The organism is Deltaproteobacteria bacterium, from assembly GCA_016931625.1.
Lineage (GTDB): Bacteria > Myxococcota > XYA12-FULL-58-9 > XYA12-FULL-58-9 > JAFGEK01 > JAFGEK01.
Genome location: JAFGEK010000145.1, coordinates 24,076 through 40,562 on the forward strand (window position 1 = coordinate 24,076; position 16,487 = coordinate 40,562).

General features: G+C 41.0%; 11 protein-coding genes, 2 tRNA genes and 3 pseudogenes. 2 read left to right on the top strand and 14 right to left on the bottom strand.

The features are described from left to right. Positions 1 to 638: 638 nt before the first annotated feature. From JW841_12225 to JW841_12275, 11 genes and pseudogenes are all read right to left on the bottom strand, one after another. On the bottom strand, positions 639 to 1,100 hold the full coding sequence (locus tag JW841_12225) for a type II toxin-antitoxin system HicB family antitoxin (protein MBN1961706.1): 462 nt from the start codon (positions 1,098 to 1,100) through the stop codon (positions 639 to 641). Next, entirely contained in the window at positions 1,066 to 1,275 is a 210-nt protein-coding gene (locus JW841_12230) for a type II toxin-antitoxin system HicA family toxin (protein ID MBN1961707.1), read from the bottom strand. The genes JW841_12225 and JW841_12230 overlap by 35 nt, the downstream gene beginning before the upstream one ends. Positions 1,276 to 1,874: 599 nt before the next feature. Further along, positions 1,875 to 1,936: transfer RNA gene (locus tag JW841_12235), tRNA-OTHER, on the bottom strand. Positions 1,937 to 2,070: 134 nt separating this feature from the next. Next, a complete protein-coding gene (locus tag JW841_12240; GenBank protein MBN1961708.1) occupies positions 2,071 to 4,755 on the bottom strand; it encodes a DEAD/DEAH box helicase family protein in 2,685 nt (894 codons plus the stop codon). Positions 4,756 to 4,888: 133 nt separating this feature from the next. After that, positions 4,889 to 6,010 (bottom strand): annotated as a pseudogene (locus JW841_12245) (Fic family protein). Position 6,011: 1 nt separating this feature from the next. After that, positions 6,012 to 6,581 (bottom strand): annotated as a pseudogene (locus tag JW841_12250) (site-specific DNA-methyltransferase). 3 nt (positions 6,582 to 6,584) lie between these two features. Further along, positions 6,585 to 6,773 (bottom strand): annotated as a pseudogene (locus JW841_12255) (site-specific DNA-methyltransferase). Next, positions 6,770 to 6,985, bottom strand: a complete 216-nt coding sequence (locus tag JW841_12260; protein MBN1961709.1) for a hypothetical protein — start codon at positions 6,983 to 6,985, stop codon at positions 6,770 to 6,772. The pseudogene JW841_12255 and the gene JW841_12260 overlap by 4 nt, the downstream one beginning before the upstream one ends. A gap of 12 nt (positions 6,986 to 6,997) precedes the next feature. Beyond that, positions 6,998 to 7,573 carry a recombinase family protein gene (locus JW841_12265; GenBank protein MBN1961710.1) on the bottom strand — a complete coding sequence of 192 codons (576 nt, stop codon included), beginning with the start codon at positions 7,571 to 7,573 and terminating at the stop codon, positions 6,998 to 7,000. Between the two features lie 412 nt (positions 7,574 to 7,985). Beyond that, positions 7,986 to 8,062 (bottom strand) — tRNA-Thr (locus JW841_12270). A gap of 68 nt (positions 8,063 to 8,130) precedes the next feature. Next, positions 8,131 to 10,074, bottom strand: a complete 1,944-nt coding sequence (locus JW841_12275) for a DUF3857 domain-containing protein (protein MBN1961711.1) — start codon at positions 10,072 to 10,074, stop codon at positions 8,131 to 8,133. Between the two features lie 137 nt (positions 10,075 to 10,211). On the opposite strand from JW841_12275, the gene JW841_12280 reads away from it, so the two are divergent. Next, positions 10,212 to 11,834: a HAMP domain-containing protein gene (locus JW841_12280; GenBank protein ID MBN1961712.1), complete on the top strand. Its 1,623-nt coding sequence runs from the start codon at positions 10,212 to 10,214 to the stop codon at positions 11,832 to 11,834. A 55-nt stretch (positions 11,835 to 11,889) separates the two neighbouring features. Here JW841_12280 and JW841_12285 read toward each other — a convergent pair whose 3' ends face one another. From JW841_12285 to JW841_12295, 3 genes are all read right to left on the bottom strand, one after another. Continuing rightward, positions 11,890 to 12,654, bottom strand: coding sequence for a hypothetical protein (locus tag JW841_12285; protein MBN1961713.1), 765 nt, complete (start codon positions 12,652 to 12,654; stop codon positions 11,890 to 11,892). Positions 12,655 to 12,704: 50 nt separating this feature from the next. Next, the gene (gene dnaK / locus JW841_12290) at positions 12,705 to 14,531 is read right to left on the bottom strand and encodes a molecular chaperone DnaK (GenBank protein MBN1961714.1); all 1,827 of its coding nucleotides are present in this window, start codon (positions 14,529 to 14,531) and stop codon (positions 12,705 to 12,707) included. A 253-nt stretch (positions 14,532 to 14,784) separates the two neighbouring features. Continuing rightward, positions 14,785 to 15,840: a DnaJ domain-containing protein gene (locus JW841_12295; GenBank protein ID MBN1961715.1), complete on the bottom strand. Its 1,056-nt coding sequence runs from the start codon at positions 15,838 to 15,840 to the stop codon at positions 14,785 to 14,787. A 123-nt stretch (positions 15,841 to 15,963) separates the two neighbouring features. Here JW841_12295 and queD point away from each other — a divergent pair, with 123 nt between their 5' ends. Continuing rightward, positions 15,964 to 16,326, top strand: coding sequence for a 6-carboxytetrahydropterin synthase QueD (gene queD / locus JW841_12300; protein MBN1961716.1), 363 nt, complete (start codon positions 15,964 to 15,966; stop codon positions 16,324 to 16,326). Positions 16,327 to 16,487: the final 161 nt, after the last annotated feature.

Genomic DNA, 16,487 nt, shown 5'->3' on the forward strand with positions numbered 1-16,487 from the left:
AAGCTGTAGTTATTGGGCAAGGTTTGCCGGTAGTTGATATTGCATATGATGAACTACAACAGCTTTGGTCATGTCTGCAACGCGATGATAGTTCACTATTACTCTCAGAGTATTATGATTATCTAGTAGTTGACCGCTTTACTTCATCAAATAAATAATAATGTTCTATTCAAACCTTCGCCATTAGGGTATAGCAATAATTGATAAACACGAAGATGCCATTTACCTAATGGTTGGATTATGATTGAGGAAGTCATACGATTTTTAATGACCCCGTTTCCATCCTTTTAGCCTTAATTATTATAATTATCGCCCATCTTTTTAATTAATCAATACCACTTATAATACTATACTTCATGTTCACCACCATAACCCAACAATATCAACTAGTTACCACTTAAAATTGCTCTAAAAACGTCATTTTAAGATATATGGCAATATATGGTAGCAATTATTTATAATTATTCAATGATATCAACTAGTTAACGATTGTGTACGTTTGTTGTTTCCTAATATTACCGACACCAAAATAGCTTTAACTATTTATGGTGTCATGAATCCTCCACAAACCTGTGTAAGTCATTGGAATCTAACTGTTGGCTCACAACATGATTGCAGACGGCTTGAACCCAATAAAATTAAGCATGATGAGATAACTGTGTGGTCTTTTTTTGTTTTCGAGTACGCCAAACCCGTCCTATTTCAATAGTACGTTCAATAACGTTAGCTATTTCGGCAACTTTAGATAATCCCGGAACAGCCTTTCCTTGTTCATATTTAGCATATTCATTACGGGATTTTGCTCCTAATTTTTGAGCAAATTCTGATAGGGACAATTTAGCGTTAATTCTTAGTTGACGAAAAAATAATGCGATTAGATATTTTGAATTTGACCCAGATATTTCAAAGGTTGTTTTATCTATAGGTAACAGTTCAGCTTTGAAATCTGGTTTATCAACAATAATTTCAAGGGCATCTATGGCCATTTCGTGAGCGTCTTTAATTGATGTACCTTGGGTGTATACCCCTAAGTCTGGGACACTAACTTCATAGTAACGACCGTTTTTAATGACCTTTCCTAAAAATCTTACTTGTTCCATTATCGTCTACCTCGCTCGCTTGCTTGATGATTTCTTTCGCTGTGTTTTCTTTTATCTCTTTATGTCTTGGAATAGGGATTTTTCTCCCATCCTTTTCAAATATTTCGTGCCTTTTGCCTCCTATTGAAACAAACCCCATCTTTTTTAGTAGACGGGTCAATTCACGATATTTCATATCATTGTTGTACACTATACAGTGTACACTTTCAAATATAAAGAGTACTTATGTTGTAATCAACGCAACTTATTGGGCTTATTAGGGACATAACTTTATAAAAACACAAGCACAAATATTAGCTAGTGTTTTCAAAATGTTACGCTTAAGTTATTAATACACTGCCCCCATTTAGTCCTCATATAGTCTCGGTAGATATACAACCAAGTGCACCGGGTTACATTCATTATAGCCAGAGTAACGTCTCAGGAATTACTCAAAGAAATTCATTCTCGATAAATTTATATGTCAATTGCCCAAAACAGTTATGCTGCGGTGTTATAAAAGGTAACAAAACCTTAGTGATTAATTAATACTCAAATTGATGTTTTACTAACCTTGATTGGGAGTAATCTAAAATGAAAATCGGTATTAATTTTTTTATTTTTATACATTGGCTCACAACACGATTGCAAACGGCTTGAAATTACCAAGGGAGGTTGTTGCAATCCGGTAGTATTCAATTTTGATAATATTGATTTATCAGATTGTGATTGTTTCGCTAATAATTAAACACTTAATACCGAAGAACCTAATACCGGTTTATTTTTTAAAACTTATGGAGCCAAGAATGGGAATCGAACCCACGGCCTGCTGATTACGAAAGGGACGACATCTTGGCTTAAATTTTCTCTTTCTTCAACAAAATCAGAAATCTTAGAATGATTTCGCTTTTGTCCGTCTGATAAAAATCACCTAGGACAAACACTATACAGCAGGACACCAGCGTTAGTCACGAGGTTGGACACAAAAAATTTAGTCCTTGTACTTCCTAAAATTCTTCACCAAGCCTTCAAACGAATCGGGCTTGTATTTGTTGAAGTCCTCTTCGTCCACAAACACAAAATCAAAATGAATTTTTTTCTGCGCTGCATTGATGTCGTCGCACCATTTTCTAAGACGCTGCATTTTAGGTGGGACATCAAGGTCTTCTAGCCCTTTGGTTTCCACAACAAAGATCTCTCGGTCTGAAGTCTTTACAATGAAATCGGGATAGTAATTAGAGATGTCACCATCAGCATTCACGTAGTCAATGTTAAAATGCACCGCCATGTAGTTCTTGGCATAAGCAACAACATCTTCACACTTCTCAAGAAATGCAGCGAATATCAATTCAAGGTGGCTATCGCCAATGATCTTATTGAAAAGACTTTTTTGGGGAATAAGAAAGCCTTGGTCTTTGACAACGAATGGCCGTGTATGTCGAAGCTTTATTGTGTCGCGGATCTCGGCGCTACCTTTGTCTTGTATCGTCAGATCGTTAATCTTCTTCTTGAAGGTTTCAACAATGGTTTTGCTGGCTTCAAGTTCAGATAAATTTCTCAGTGTATTGAGGTCGTCTATTTCAACAGGACGGGTAAACAAGAAGGCCGAAATAAACTCTTTGACCTTGGCATAAAGCACATCATAACCGCTGATCAAGCGCAGGTCTTTCATAATAACTTGGGTGAAGTATCCGATCACGCTTCTAAAATCAGTAACCGTGTTGGAATCTAGCAACGTGGTATGGTTGATTTCACCTGTAGTGATGTCCTTAAAAACAATCTCGCGTTTTTCTTCTTCTGAAAATTGCCGATAGGCAACTTTCTTTGTGCCAAATGTATTGGGCTGCAATTCTTCAAGGTTCTTGTATTCCCGATAAATGCGCGCTGATAACACTGGGATTTCAATGTCCAGCTTGTCTACGTCTTTCTTGGTGTTCTCATTGTCCACTTCGATAATAATGGGAGCCTTGGCGTCAGTTCCTTCACCCATAGGCTTACGCTCAAGTTCAACGCCTTCGCTTTGAATTGACTCTACAAAATCCATGAAGGCATCCGTACCCACCACGCTGACATATTCAGTAGTTTCAGACCCAAGATACATTCTGCGTAAACCACGACCTAAAGTCTGCTCAGGTAAAATATTGCTTTGGGCAGCATAAGCACGCAAACCAACAATGGTGGTCACATTGCGCACATCCCAGCCTTCTTTCAGCATCAACACGGAAACAATCACTTTGTAGGGACTGTCCCAGCTATCGATCTCATTGGATGCTTTGCGTAACCTTTCAAGCTCATCTTTGCTTTTCTTGGAATCGGTTTCAGACACCTCGCCGTTGTTGTTGGTATGGATGACGAGAATTGAATCTTTGAATTCTGGATATGTTTGTTCAAGGTACAGAGCCACGTCATCACAGTTCTTGGTGTCATCAGTCATCACAAAGAGAACGGCCTTTTTGCCAAGCTTTTCATGCTCAACATAGACCTTGCGCCATTCTTCAACACCAAGGGCAATGTAGTCAGCGTACTTTTCTGTATAGCGAGAACTCCTACGTTCAGACAATTTCGCCCTGCTTGCTGAATCGGGCAACACAGGATGCTTCACCACATTTTGGGTGATTGCTTCAACCAATGGGTAATCACAAACGGTCTGAACAAAGATGGCCCCGTTGTTGTGCTTAGGTGTTGCTGTTACATCAATTTGCAAAGAGAGAAAGTGATCCTTTTGTTTTAATCTATTGTGAATATCGGCAATGGATTTGAACCAAGCCAAGCGACTGTCATGAATATGATGTGCCTCATCATTGATCACTATCAGCTCATTGATCTCACGCACGATCATACCGAGATCAATTTTTGAATCTGTGGTTTTACCTGAAGGTCGTTGACCTAAAAAATATTCTTCAAGATTGTCATCTTCAAAGCTTGGTAGCGTTTCATTGCTTGCATAGACGCGGTGGATATTGGTTAGAAACAGATTGCCAGTCTTCCGTATGATGCTTACGTCATCTTGGATATGCAGTGTCATTTGAAAATCGTCTTGCCAGTTGCGGCCTTCATACCCGTTGTCTGGCAATATTGGGTCACTAAAGAATATTCGTAACCCATCAAAATCAGTGCGCAAGCGATCTAGCACAATGATGTTTGGCGCAATCATCAAAAAGTTCGTAGCCAGTTTTGAATCTTCTTCATAGGTCTTGTGAAAATAACACCACGCAACAAGAAGACTCATGACCTTGGTTTTGCCGCTGCCTGTAGCCATTTTCAAAACAAGACGTAGCCATTCTTCATCAAACATCGAGGCTGATACTGCGCCCGATGAATCGTAACGCATTAAATCGTATTTATCTTTTACCTGTGCTACCTCGTAAATAAAGACAACCGTTTCAATCGCTTCACGCTGGGCAAAATAATATTTGAATTCAAACAAAGATCCGTCTGGTTTGGGTGTAATGTGTTCAGTGTTAAACCACCAGTTAAGCAAGGCTTTAGAAGTGCTTGATGCTCCAGCATAGTTTTTGTTGCGCCATGCTATGACTTCTTTGCGGAGCTTATGAACAAGCGGCGGCAACAATTTGTCATAGCTGGTTGCTCGCAGGGTTTCGTCAGCAGGAAACCAACGGTGTTCAGGGTTCAAGATTTGATACGGAGATGTTGGAAAAAAAGGATGAATAGCCATCGGATTCCTTTAGTTCTTTATTCCCATTGAATTCAAAGGGATAAATGACCGCAAAGGTTTGATGCTCATGTTTGCAAACCAAAAGCTATTGACGCTCAAAAATTGATAAAAGTGAGCGACAAATCCATTTCCCCTACGGCAAAGCATCATAACCATCCGTAATTTTTAACAATTGTGGAAAAGTAAAAACCGCTGATTTCCGACCGCTAGAAGACGATAACTCTTTGATTGTATTTGTTTTTTCTAAAGACTTGATAAGCCTTCTTGCCGTTGGAGCTGGGATCTTAGATTAGTCAATAAAATCAATGACTTTAAAAATTGGCTTACTGAAAATCCAGTCCAGTGCTTTCATAACATATTGAGAATGACTTTTTTCTGGCAGCTCATTTTTTAACTGGTTGTATAGCGCTAAAATCTCTTCAACCTTTTTGCTGTTTTCTTCGGCTTGATTTTTTAGAGCATTCAAAAAGAATAGACACCAAGGCATCCAATCGTGATCTTTTGATACCGCGAGCAAGTTGGAATAATATTCGTCACGGTGGAGATCAAAATAACCGCTCACGTAAAACATGGGGCTGTGGATCAATCCAATCTGAAACATAAAAATTGGGATCAAGATCCGTCCAATGCGGCCATTGCCATCTAAAAATGGGTGAAGCGCTTCAAATTCCGCGTGCAAAACAGCTAATTGGATCAAGCGATCAGGTTGATCGCTGTTGATATATTTTTCCCAAGTGCTGATCCCATCAGGCAATTTGTCCGCTGATATAGGAATGAAGCGGGCATTCTCAATTGTGCACCCAACAGGACCGATCCAATTGGGGATCTTGCGATATTCTCCTGGCGCTTTGTTTTGTCCGCGCACGCTATCTAAAATGGTTTTGTGGATTTCTTTGATGACGCGCTGACAGATTGGCAAGTCTTTGAGTAGATCAACCGCTTGCCGCATGGCTTTGCGGTAATTTAAGATTTCGTGGATATCGTTTTTTCTATCCTCAGAAAAGCGATCAACATTTGAAGTTGCGTCAAACTCTAATACCTCACCAAAGGTTGCTTGAGTGCCTTCGATACGACTTGAGAGCACTGCTTCACGTGTGGTTAAGGGACTAAGCAAGATGGCAGGGTTTGGAATTGCTGTAAGAAGTCCATCGTATCGTGCAACAGAAGAATGAACAGGGCCAAGAAGCGGAATAAATTTTTCCCAATCAAATGTTTGTGGTGGGAATTTCCCGTAATGGTAATCAATTGGAGCCATGCTACACCTTCACATCCACAATTTTCATGGTGTCGTTGCCAAAGATATCTACAACCTTGACGGCAATCTTGTAGCGTTTACCCTTGGTGCATTCATGAGGTGGTGTAACAAGCTCTAACGAACGATCTTTCTTGGTTCTAAAGCTTTGCCATTCGTTTTCAAAAATGAAATCGCCAGTCCAACTCTCTTCCATTTCTGCGGTGGCGGGATTTTTCGTGCGTATAATTTCGCGCTTAGATTCAAAATCAAAATCCACGCTCCAATAATCAATCCAATCAGTCCACTTTTTGGTCAGTACATCTTTTGTAACAATACCATTCTTGTCTTTTGAAACCTTGATGATCTTGCCGCCCTCCACAACAATCTTGTTCTTGCCTTCTTTCAATGATTCGGCAGCATTGTCTACGGAGTCTTGTGCGTAGTTGACGGAGAAATCCGTTAATTCAATGGCAACGGTATTCTTTTTTACGATTGGTTTGACTTCAATATATGAGACATCGTGAAAGACCACTTGGTTCTTTTCAACAGCACGTTTGTCAAACACCTCACGCGGAATATACTTGAGCGCAAGGTGGGGTTCATCCACTTGTTCAATGATCTGAAATGGCAAAACAATATTGCAGACCTCATTGGTCTTGCCGTTCCACACAAGTTCCACTTCGCGCTTGTCGTCGAAAAGCAAGAAGCGATATTTATCGGGCAACGGCTTACCTGAATCGATAAGCTTTTGGATTTCACGTTTCTCGTTATCAGTGAGCTTCATTTGTTTTCCTGTTTTTGTTCTTCGAGGCTTGCTGTTTCTTTTTCTAAAACCTCCAAGCCTTTCAGTAACGCCAGCCTAAGGACATTTGACCGCGAAACCTTGCCGCCCCAAACACGCAAGTCCGCTCTCTTGCTCATAGGCTTTACGAGCTTGTCGGCGCGTTCTAGTAGGTCATGTGGAATACGAACAGCAATTTGAGTTTCGTTCTTCATTGAGAATTCTTCCTACACCGTTGCTTGCGTCAATAACAGGCCATCACCTGCCAAACGAAATCCAAAGGGAAGGCCACCTCTTCTCTCATTGCGATTCTTTTTGACGGCAAGGCCAGCCTTGGTTCTGCTGCGAATTAGTGCACGTTCATATTGGGCAAAAACATCCACGATACCCCGAAGCAACATGGCTTCGGGACTATCGCCGTTGCCAGTGCCATCAGTTGTTAAGACCTTTGCCCCTGTACGCTCGGCCAAACGCTCAATCATGGCAGCAATTACAACATCGCGGGCAAGGCGATCACGTTTTGCAACGAGTAATATGCCAGCCTGTTGTTCCTTCAAGGATTCAATGGCCGAAATTAAACCTGGCCTTTTATCAATGGGTGCCCCGCCTGAAATGCCAAGATCTGAAAAGACGGCCACAAAAATCTTATTGTTTGCTTTGCACCACTTCTTCATTGCGTCACGCTGGGCTTCAGGTCCAAGGTGTTGTTCCTCTGTAGAAACTCGGATGTAACCAATTGCCTTTTGATTATCTGGTTTGCATCGTTGGTTCTTGGCTTTTTGCATTCCTGATTTATACCACATCTAGCCGACAATTGTAATGCATTTCGTCACAACTATATTACGCCCGTACACAAACCGAGCGGTCTGTGTACAACCGCAACGCGAAAAAAAATTGTCACGCAAAAGATTTTCAACAAAACTTCCAGAACAAAAGTGTAATACATATTTGAAGAGACAGGCATGATTGTTTGGCTGAGATGTAAAGTCAGACAATAACTATTTGAATTGATTAAGCTTTATTGTTAGGATGGTGCTAGCAATAGCTACCCGCGTCCATTTTGGTACACGCCCATGATCGCGTCTCCCGTGTTTGGAGACGGACTTCGGCGAAGCCCTGCGCTTCAGCATTTTTGGACACAAATTTGGTCACAAAACGTGACCTATCCTGCTGACGCGTTCGAGCGCTCGGAAGTGGTTGAGTCCAAAAGAAGAATGGAGCCAAGAATGGGAATCGAACCCACGGCCTGCTGATTACGAATCAGCTGCTCTGCCTGACTGAGCTATCTTGGCTCGCGGTCTCCCCAGTAACAAAATAAACTATATTCTGTAAAGTATTTATAAACTCAGTGAATTTTGGTTTAGTTCCGTACGCTAATCAAGGCACCTTGTGAGTCGTATTCTTCAACTTTATCAATAAAACGCTTAAATACATCCCATTGGTTCGCTTTGATAATTGGCGCTTTTAGACGAATGCGGCGCAATAACACCAATGAGCGATCTCGTCTTTCATAAGTTGCAAAATATTCTGCAAAACTGGCTTTAATTGTAATTGTTAAAGGTAAAGTCACATCATAACCCGTTGGCAAATCCACAACAATTACATGTTCAATCGTACGTGGCGCATGTAAAATGGCATCAGCACGGCGGGTAATTCGCCAATCTCCTGGCAAAGCTTGTCCTGATACCTCGGCAGGATGTAAAACAAATCGTTCATAACTCTGCTTTTCAATACGAGTCTTAACTTTTGCAGAAAACACAAAATCTTGCTCTGCCTCGTTGCGCTTTGGTGCCGATAGACCTGATAACTTTGGATGAGGGCTGATCTCACCGTAAATCGCATTTGTTATGTCTGAGTCAGGTCGATTTTTAATTGCCGACATTATCAAATTTGCAGCGTTACCAGTCGCACTTCCCTTAAGATTACCGGTAACTGTGCCATCGCTGTCAATTTTAAGATGATAACGCAAACGCAAACTATGTTGTTCTGGTGAATCTAGGGCAATGGGTATCCAACTCACCTTATCAGGCCAAATTACAACAGCTTCACCACCTGCAAGTTCCCATGAAACCTCACCAAAACGACATTGTGAGCAGCCAGGATCAAGTAGGGCAATTTCTCCATCGCGTATATTACAAGATGGGTCAACTTTAGCATCAGAACGTGAGCATCTGGCACTTTCAGTCGAACTACTAATCACGCGAACAGCGACTAATGCACGCACAAAGCCATATGCTCCAGGAAAATCATGTAAAACTGGTGGACCCGTAGAGCCTGTCGCATACGCTGGAGCTACCTCAATATGATTTGCTTGCAAAGCTTTTAATAACGTCGCACTAGCATCACGATTACAAACCGGCACACCTTTTTTCATTTGAGTTATTTGAACTGGCTTAAGGCTAGCGAGGTTATTTGACGAAATTGTATCAATCGAATCACGCACCGTACGATAAACCTTACGAGGCGAGCCTGAAGCCTGCAACTCACCAAGAGAATACGCCAATATACTCATAAATTGTCGAAAATCGTCCCAAGTTTCTAAACGCCTTGGTTCTGGCTTTCGAACTGAAGTGACAACTAAAGCCAACCAGGGTGCTTGACGAGCAATATGAATTGCATGTGATTCTGGATAATAGGGTGGCAAATCTTGCAGCACAAAAACAAGACGACTTCTGCCATCTTCATTTCGGCGTAAAGGCAAAAACTCTTCACGCTTCTCTCCTTTGCCGAAGCGAAAATCAACCGTCATATCTTGATCATAAATAACTGATAACTCACTTCGGATCACTGGATAGCGACTACCGAAAACCCAAGTTGGCAAAAATAAAGCATCTGGATAAACCTGGCGATAACTATATTCAATCAAACCACCAACTTTTGCGTGCGGAATAACAAATGTTATGGTTTTCAATGGTAACGCTTGCCCTAAGTGAGTTTGCGGTACCACATAGATATCACCACTAGACATATTTATTATGGTGCCATCAGGATAAACGGCGCGCGCATGAATATCTTTAATTTCTGACCAAGCATCAACTTCTAGTTCAACTTTTGAAGCAGCAAGACCAGCATTGCTTAATATTTTTAAACGTCGGCGGTGTTCAACAATAGCAACAGCTAATGGCTGGTATTCACGATTAATTCTAGCTGTTTCAAATTTAATTACGGCAACATCTTCTATTATGGCAGCACCAGCATCAGGCCAATCAGCAGCAACAGGTCGAGATGGAATAACCACTGCTGGAAACACTGAGCTGCCACATCCAACCGTCAGCAATAATAAAAAATATCGTAGATTTTTCACATTGTTATAACTACACAAAAATGAATATATTTCTAGCCTCAATTGCCTCCAATATTAATAATGTATACTTTTTTAAAAAAAGCTGCCTACCCCCTCGCACTAACCTCCATAACTGCGATAGATTAGTGATTAACCTCATGAGTATATCACGTAAGTATCCAGCGTTTTTATTACTCACCACGGTTGGCACAGCATTTGCGATATTTTTTGCAATGCATGAAGTGTTACGTTCAACTTATGAGAAAGAAATAATTAAAGGTGGATCACGACTAGCTGAAGCTTTGGCTGGTCTTAGTGGACCAGCTCTGTCTGTTGATAACGAAAAAGGTCTGCAGCGAATTTTAAAAACTTTAATTAAAGACACCGCCAATGTACTCGATGCGCGCATTGCTGATGAAAATGGTCGCATTATAGCTTCGTTAATGGGTAGTGGTATCAATGACACTCTGCCAGAATATTTACGTGACCCCAAAGGTCCTAACTACTATGCTGATCCCAATCAGCGCGCCTATCATTTACGTGCTGGTATTTGGCATGAAAAATCTAATATTGTTGCAGGGGTTGAAAAAATAGACAAACGTTTAGTGGGATACTTCATTCTAACTCTTTCACGCACTCCACTTGATGCAGCTCTTCTACAAGCCAGAAAACGAGCGCTTATATTCGCCAGCGGGGTTGCTACGGTAATGTTTATTTTTGGTTTGCTATTGATGCGTCGCGAAGTACGCATCCTCCGTATTATTATGGCCGCATTTGAAAACATCGCTCGTGGTGATTTCAGCCAACCTCTCGAAATTAAACGAAAAGATGAGATAGGTGAACTTGCTAGCGGTTTTAATTATATGCTTAAACGCATCGAACTTTTTTCTAGATATAATGATAAGATTATAATTGACCGCTTAATTGCTGATGAATCATTGGCTCGACCCGGCGGGCGACTGCGCGAAGTATCCGTTCTATTCGGCGATATGCGTGGATATACCGCAATGTCAAACCGTAGAACTGCAGATCAAGTAGTTCGCATTGTAAACACTTACTTTCATCTGTTTATTGAGTGTGTAGCTTTCTGGGGTGGCGTTGTTGATAAAACCATGGGTGACGCTATTATGGCCTTGTTTGAACGACCTGATGGTGATCCTGCTGATACGCATAAACGTCGTGCCCTTTTAGCACTATGCTACATGAAAGCCTCATCGCGAGTACTCAATCATTTTTTATATACTAAGCGCTCCTTAGGCGAAGATCTTGATGTTGAAGCACGCGAATTCGGTTTTGCAATGGCTACTGGCCGAGCCATCGTCGGTAATATCGGCTCTGAGCGACATATGGACTATACCGTTTGTGGTCGTGTGGTTAACCTTGGTGCACGGCTTGAAGGCATGACTAAAAACGGTGAAGTAATCATTGATAATTTTACTCTCAAGGGTACAAGTGATTTAGTCCTCTATAAAACCTTACCGGCTGTACAACCAAAAGGTTTCACCGAAGCAGAAATGGTTATCCCTCATCGCATAGTTTCGCTAGCCGATGATGAAGCGCAGCGCTTGCGTATTTTTTTAAAAAAATTATTTACTTATTCTTTTGTGCGCCAAATGCTGATGCCCGGCTATCTTACTGTAGGAGAAGCTCAGTCTTGGTGCAAAGATGCTGAAATGCTATTGCTAAAACTGATTGCTGAGACCGCTACAGAAGATTTCTTTACTCGTGTTGATATCGAAACTGGCTGCCCGCTCGACCAGCAATACGTACCCCTTACGTAAAACTCGCATGCACCTAGTCCCTACCGGGTGCACAAAATTAATATATTTATTATAATTATCTAATCGCACCTTTATTTACCAGGTCGCATAAAATGCTTAATGTTTCTAATCTCGCCATACCTGTTAGTTCAATGATCTCTTCGTATGTTAAGGTTCCATCTACTTGCGCAAAAACAAAGCCTGAACGATGATCGAGATCTAACCAAATAATTTCTTCAGGCGACATGAGCACAGCGGGCTTGTTTGATAGCTCTCCAATTTTATTAAGATACATAGTCTCAAGTTGTTCACGACATATATTCGCTATACGTTGAGCTTCAATATTATCAGGTTCTTTTCTAAGTATTGTCTGTGCAATTTCATATGCACCCGAAAAATTATCAACACTCATCAATTTTTGCATTCGTGCAATCACGGTACTTTTTGACAGCTTTAACGCTAGTGGGTTTGCATGCAAAACTGAGTTAATTAATTTAAGACCTGCATCGTTTGAATCAACCTGCAGCGGCGAATCGTCATTGTCTGTAGTAGTTTCAAGCCACGGATCACTTTTATTAGTGTTATTGGTATTCGTTGTATTATTTAGTTGCGATGATATCTGCACCGGTAATTGTGAGTTTGATGATTTTTCTGACGCTTTCTCAGTAGCTTTCAGTTCATCCAAGGTGGCAGGAGATACTTCATGTAAATGATCAAGATACGCCAATAATAATGGATCGTCTGGTGTCTTGCTATAGGCGTCCAGCCAAAGTCTTCCAGCCCCTAAAAAATCACCAGCTATAAAAAGCTTGAAGCCTTGTTTGATCAGATGCTCACTCACGTTTTCACCTTAATGCTTCACAACAATATTATGAGATGGCATCGCCCTTTTTAATTTTTCAATTTGCCAATCACGCTACGCAAAAGTGTAATCGTACGTTCAAGCGGTTCACGTATACTTTGCATCTCACTAATTTCACGCTTTTTAATAGCAAAACGGGCTTTCTTCAGAGTTTGCTCAGCTTTCTGTAGAGCAGCACCACCGAAATCTGTGCCAGTTGCAATAGGTTGCGCCTCGGGTAATAAGCGTTCGATCTCACGAATTAAACGCTCAATTTCAACACGTTCATTTTCAAAAGCATCACTCGCTTCTGAAGCTAAAAGCACATTTTCGTTTTCAGCTGCCATAATTGCAATCTCTTCTTCAGTAAGACCGCTAGTGGCAGTAACTGTTATTGCTTGTGTTTTGCTGGTTTCGAGATCACAAGCAGACACACTGACTATACCATCAGCGCTAATATCAAATGTTACCTCTATTTTCACTTCACCTTTGCGGCGCTTGGGTAAACCATCAAGTAAAAATTCACCCAGCAATTCATTCTGCTCTCCACGAGCTAACTCACCTTGCAAAACTACAATGCGTACCTGAGTTTGATCATCTCTGATAGTAGTAAATGTTTTTTTCTCGCTAGTAGGTATAGTGGTGTCTTTTTTAATAATTACATCAAATAATCCACCTTGCACCATAATCCCTAAATTGTGGGGGGTTACATCAAGTAATAAAGTTTTATTATCTCCTGATGCTAAAAGATGTCCTTGAATCGCTGCCCCACAGGCAACAACTTCATCAGGATGAACTCCTTTTGATGGTGGCTTTGCAAAAAACTTTTCAACTTCTTCTTGCACGCGTGGCATACGCGTCATACCGCCAACAAGTATCACCGAACCAATATCGCTTTTTTGTAATTCTGAACTGGCTAAGGCACGTTCACAAATAGAAATTGTACGTTTAATTAAATCAATCACTAGCTCAATTAGCGTCTCTTGGGTGAGCTTGGTCTGCAGATGCAATGCTTGGCCAGAATCGCAAGTGTAAATAAAGGGCAAATTGATATCAACAGAAGTAGACGACGATAATTCGCATTTAGCACGCTCTGCTGCATCTCGTAGTCTCTGCAAGGCCATCTTATCGTTGCTAAGATCTATGTTGTGTTCATCAAAAAAACCTTTTCGTAGCCATTCGATAATACGTTCATCAAAATCTTCACCACCTAAAAATGTATCACCAATAGTCGTTAATACCTCAAAAATACCATTTGAAATCTCTAAAATAGAAATATCAAAGGTACCGCCACCTAAATCAAAAACTGCAACTTTTTGTTCAAGACCGCGATCAAAACCATAGGCAAGTGCTGCTGCCGTAGGTTCATTAATTATGCGTAAAACATCCATACCAGCAATACGACCAGCATCCTTTGTCGCTTGCCGCTGATTGTCATTAAAATATGCTGGCACCGTAATCACCGCTTTAGAAATCGGCTCACCAATGGCTTTTTCGGCTAATAAACGCATCTCTTGTAAAATCATTGATGCGATTTCAGGGATAGAATAGATAGTGTCGCCCAGGTTTACTCTTACATCACCATGAGGTCCTTCAATACACCCATAGGCAACAAGTTTCATGGCCCGCTCAACATCAGGCGAGTTAAACCTACGCCCAATAAGTCGTTTGGCACCATGGATGGTATTTTTAGGATTAGTGATGGCTTGCCGTTTTGCTAAATGACCGACTAAACGCTTACCATTTTCGGTAATTGCGACAACAGATGGGGTTGTATTCGGTCCCGTACGACTAGGCAATACGCGAGTTTGCCCTTGTTCAGTAATTGCCACGCATGAATACGTGGTCCCCAAATCAATTCCAATAACTTTTGACATGAGCGCTTTAATTAATTTCGCCTGAAATGGTACATGACTGCAATGGTGTTCACGATATTATTAGGGGGTGTCCCTAAATGTCTCCCGTCGATCTTCACGAAATCCGCTACTTACACCGCGTACTCGCAAAAATCCTGCCTGCGACTTGCCACAAGCAAGCCTTTTGCATGATTTTGCTGCGTGCGCGGTCATCGTTTACGCGGCTTTCGTGAATCTCTCGGTCCAACATTTAGGGACACCCCCCTAGTTACATTTATCTATCTTCTTTAACAACCACTAAATGATTATCATTTGATACACTTTCTCTCCCTATAGACTTTGTAGCGCCCCCATGAACCAGCGCTTGAGTTTGTTCAAAAAGCTGTCGATAAAATGTATTTGCAGGATCAAACAAGGTTGCTCGACGAAAATAATCTAAAGCCGCTTGGTTATCCCCAGATTCGGATAATGCACGACCAGCAGCGGCATAAGTCTTTGCTTGTGATGTTGCATAAGAAGAATCAAGGCGATGTCTTTTTCGCATATCAAGAATTTCTTGACGTCTTCGCTCAAGCTCTTCGTTATCTTTAGCTATTGCCTCTTTAGCTACTACTCCAGAAATAGGCGTTGTCGGCACATTGTTGGTATTACTAGTGGCTGCAGCTGCCATACGCGCAATGATAACATCAAGTGGCACTAATACACTGGGTGGTGGATGCAGTGCAGCATACTTGGCTTTACTATCATCATCTGCAAGTACTTCATATGCTGCTTTTATTACCTTAAAAATATTTTCTAAACGAGCTTTAAATATACCAAGATTTTTGCCAAAATAACGATCCGGATGAAACCTTCGTGACTGGGCAAAATACGCACGCTTTATGTCAACATTACTCGGAGAACCGTATAATTCAAGCAATTCCCAGTGCGTCAAGACTTTATAATGATTGTTTACCGCATTGATTAGTCTTTGCTCGGCTGGTGAAAGATCGGTATCTTCCACCGCATCTAGCCCATCCCCCACATCTAGTTGTGAATCATTAGCGTTATTGGTGATAGGCTCATTGGCTTTATTAATATTTTTGGTAGTTACGTTATTAGAAGCTGTTTCAAGTTGCTTGGTCCAGAGTACAGCCCCGACTGTTTCAAGTCGTTTTAAAGTTGTTACTATTTCGTCTAGCGGTATACCGGCAACATCTGAAAGTAAACGAACAGACATGCGACCATCAATACGAGATAAAACAAAACCGTCGCGAGGAGTTAAATCTAAACTATGCCAATCAATCCCAGCGATTGGCTGAGGACACAAAGACAGAAAAGACTCATCCATGTGTCTTAACATATTTATAAATTCCTATATAACTAAGATAAACCAATCAATCGACTGATTCATTTCTTATTTGCGATCCTGATGTTGTAACTTTAGTAATGCCATAATATTGAGGTAAACGCGATGAGTACTACAATTGTAAAATCTATTAGTTTTGAAGCTGCACATTGGCTTCCAAACACTCCTATGATTCATAAATGCCATAAAATGCATGGTCATAGCTATATATGTGAAATTCATGTTACCGGAGAAATACAAAAAGATCATGGATGGATCTGTGATTTCGCTGAAATTAGTGGGGCTTTTGCGCCTTTACACGTTATGCTCGATCATCAGATACTCAATGAGATCGCCGGGTTAGAAAACCCAACCGCTGAGAATATCGCCAAATGGGTGTGGGAAAAACTTAGTTGCAAAATTAATGGCCTTAGCACCATTGTAATTCATGAAACCCCAACTTCGCGGTGTATTTATACTGGCCCTTAAAACTTATACAAATTTATCTAAAAATATATTTATTTAGGTAACATTTAAGTTTACGGGGCACATGAACTATTGCAACTAAACCGCCATATGTTTATGTAAGCGCTCGGGCACCCGATTAACACCTTTGCCCGCTAGCCAAAAGCAAATGCGGTTTAGGTGAG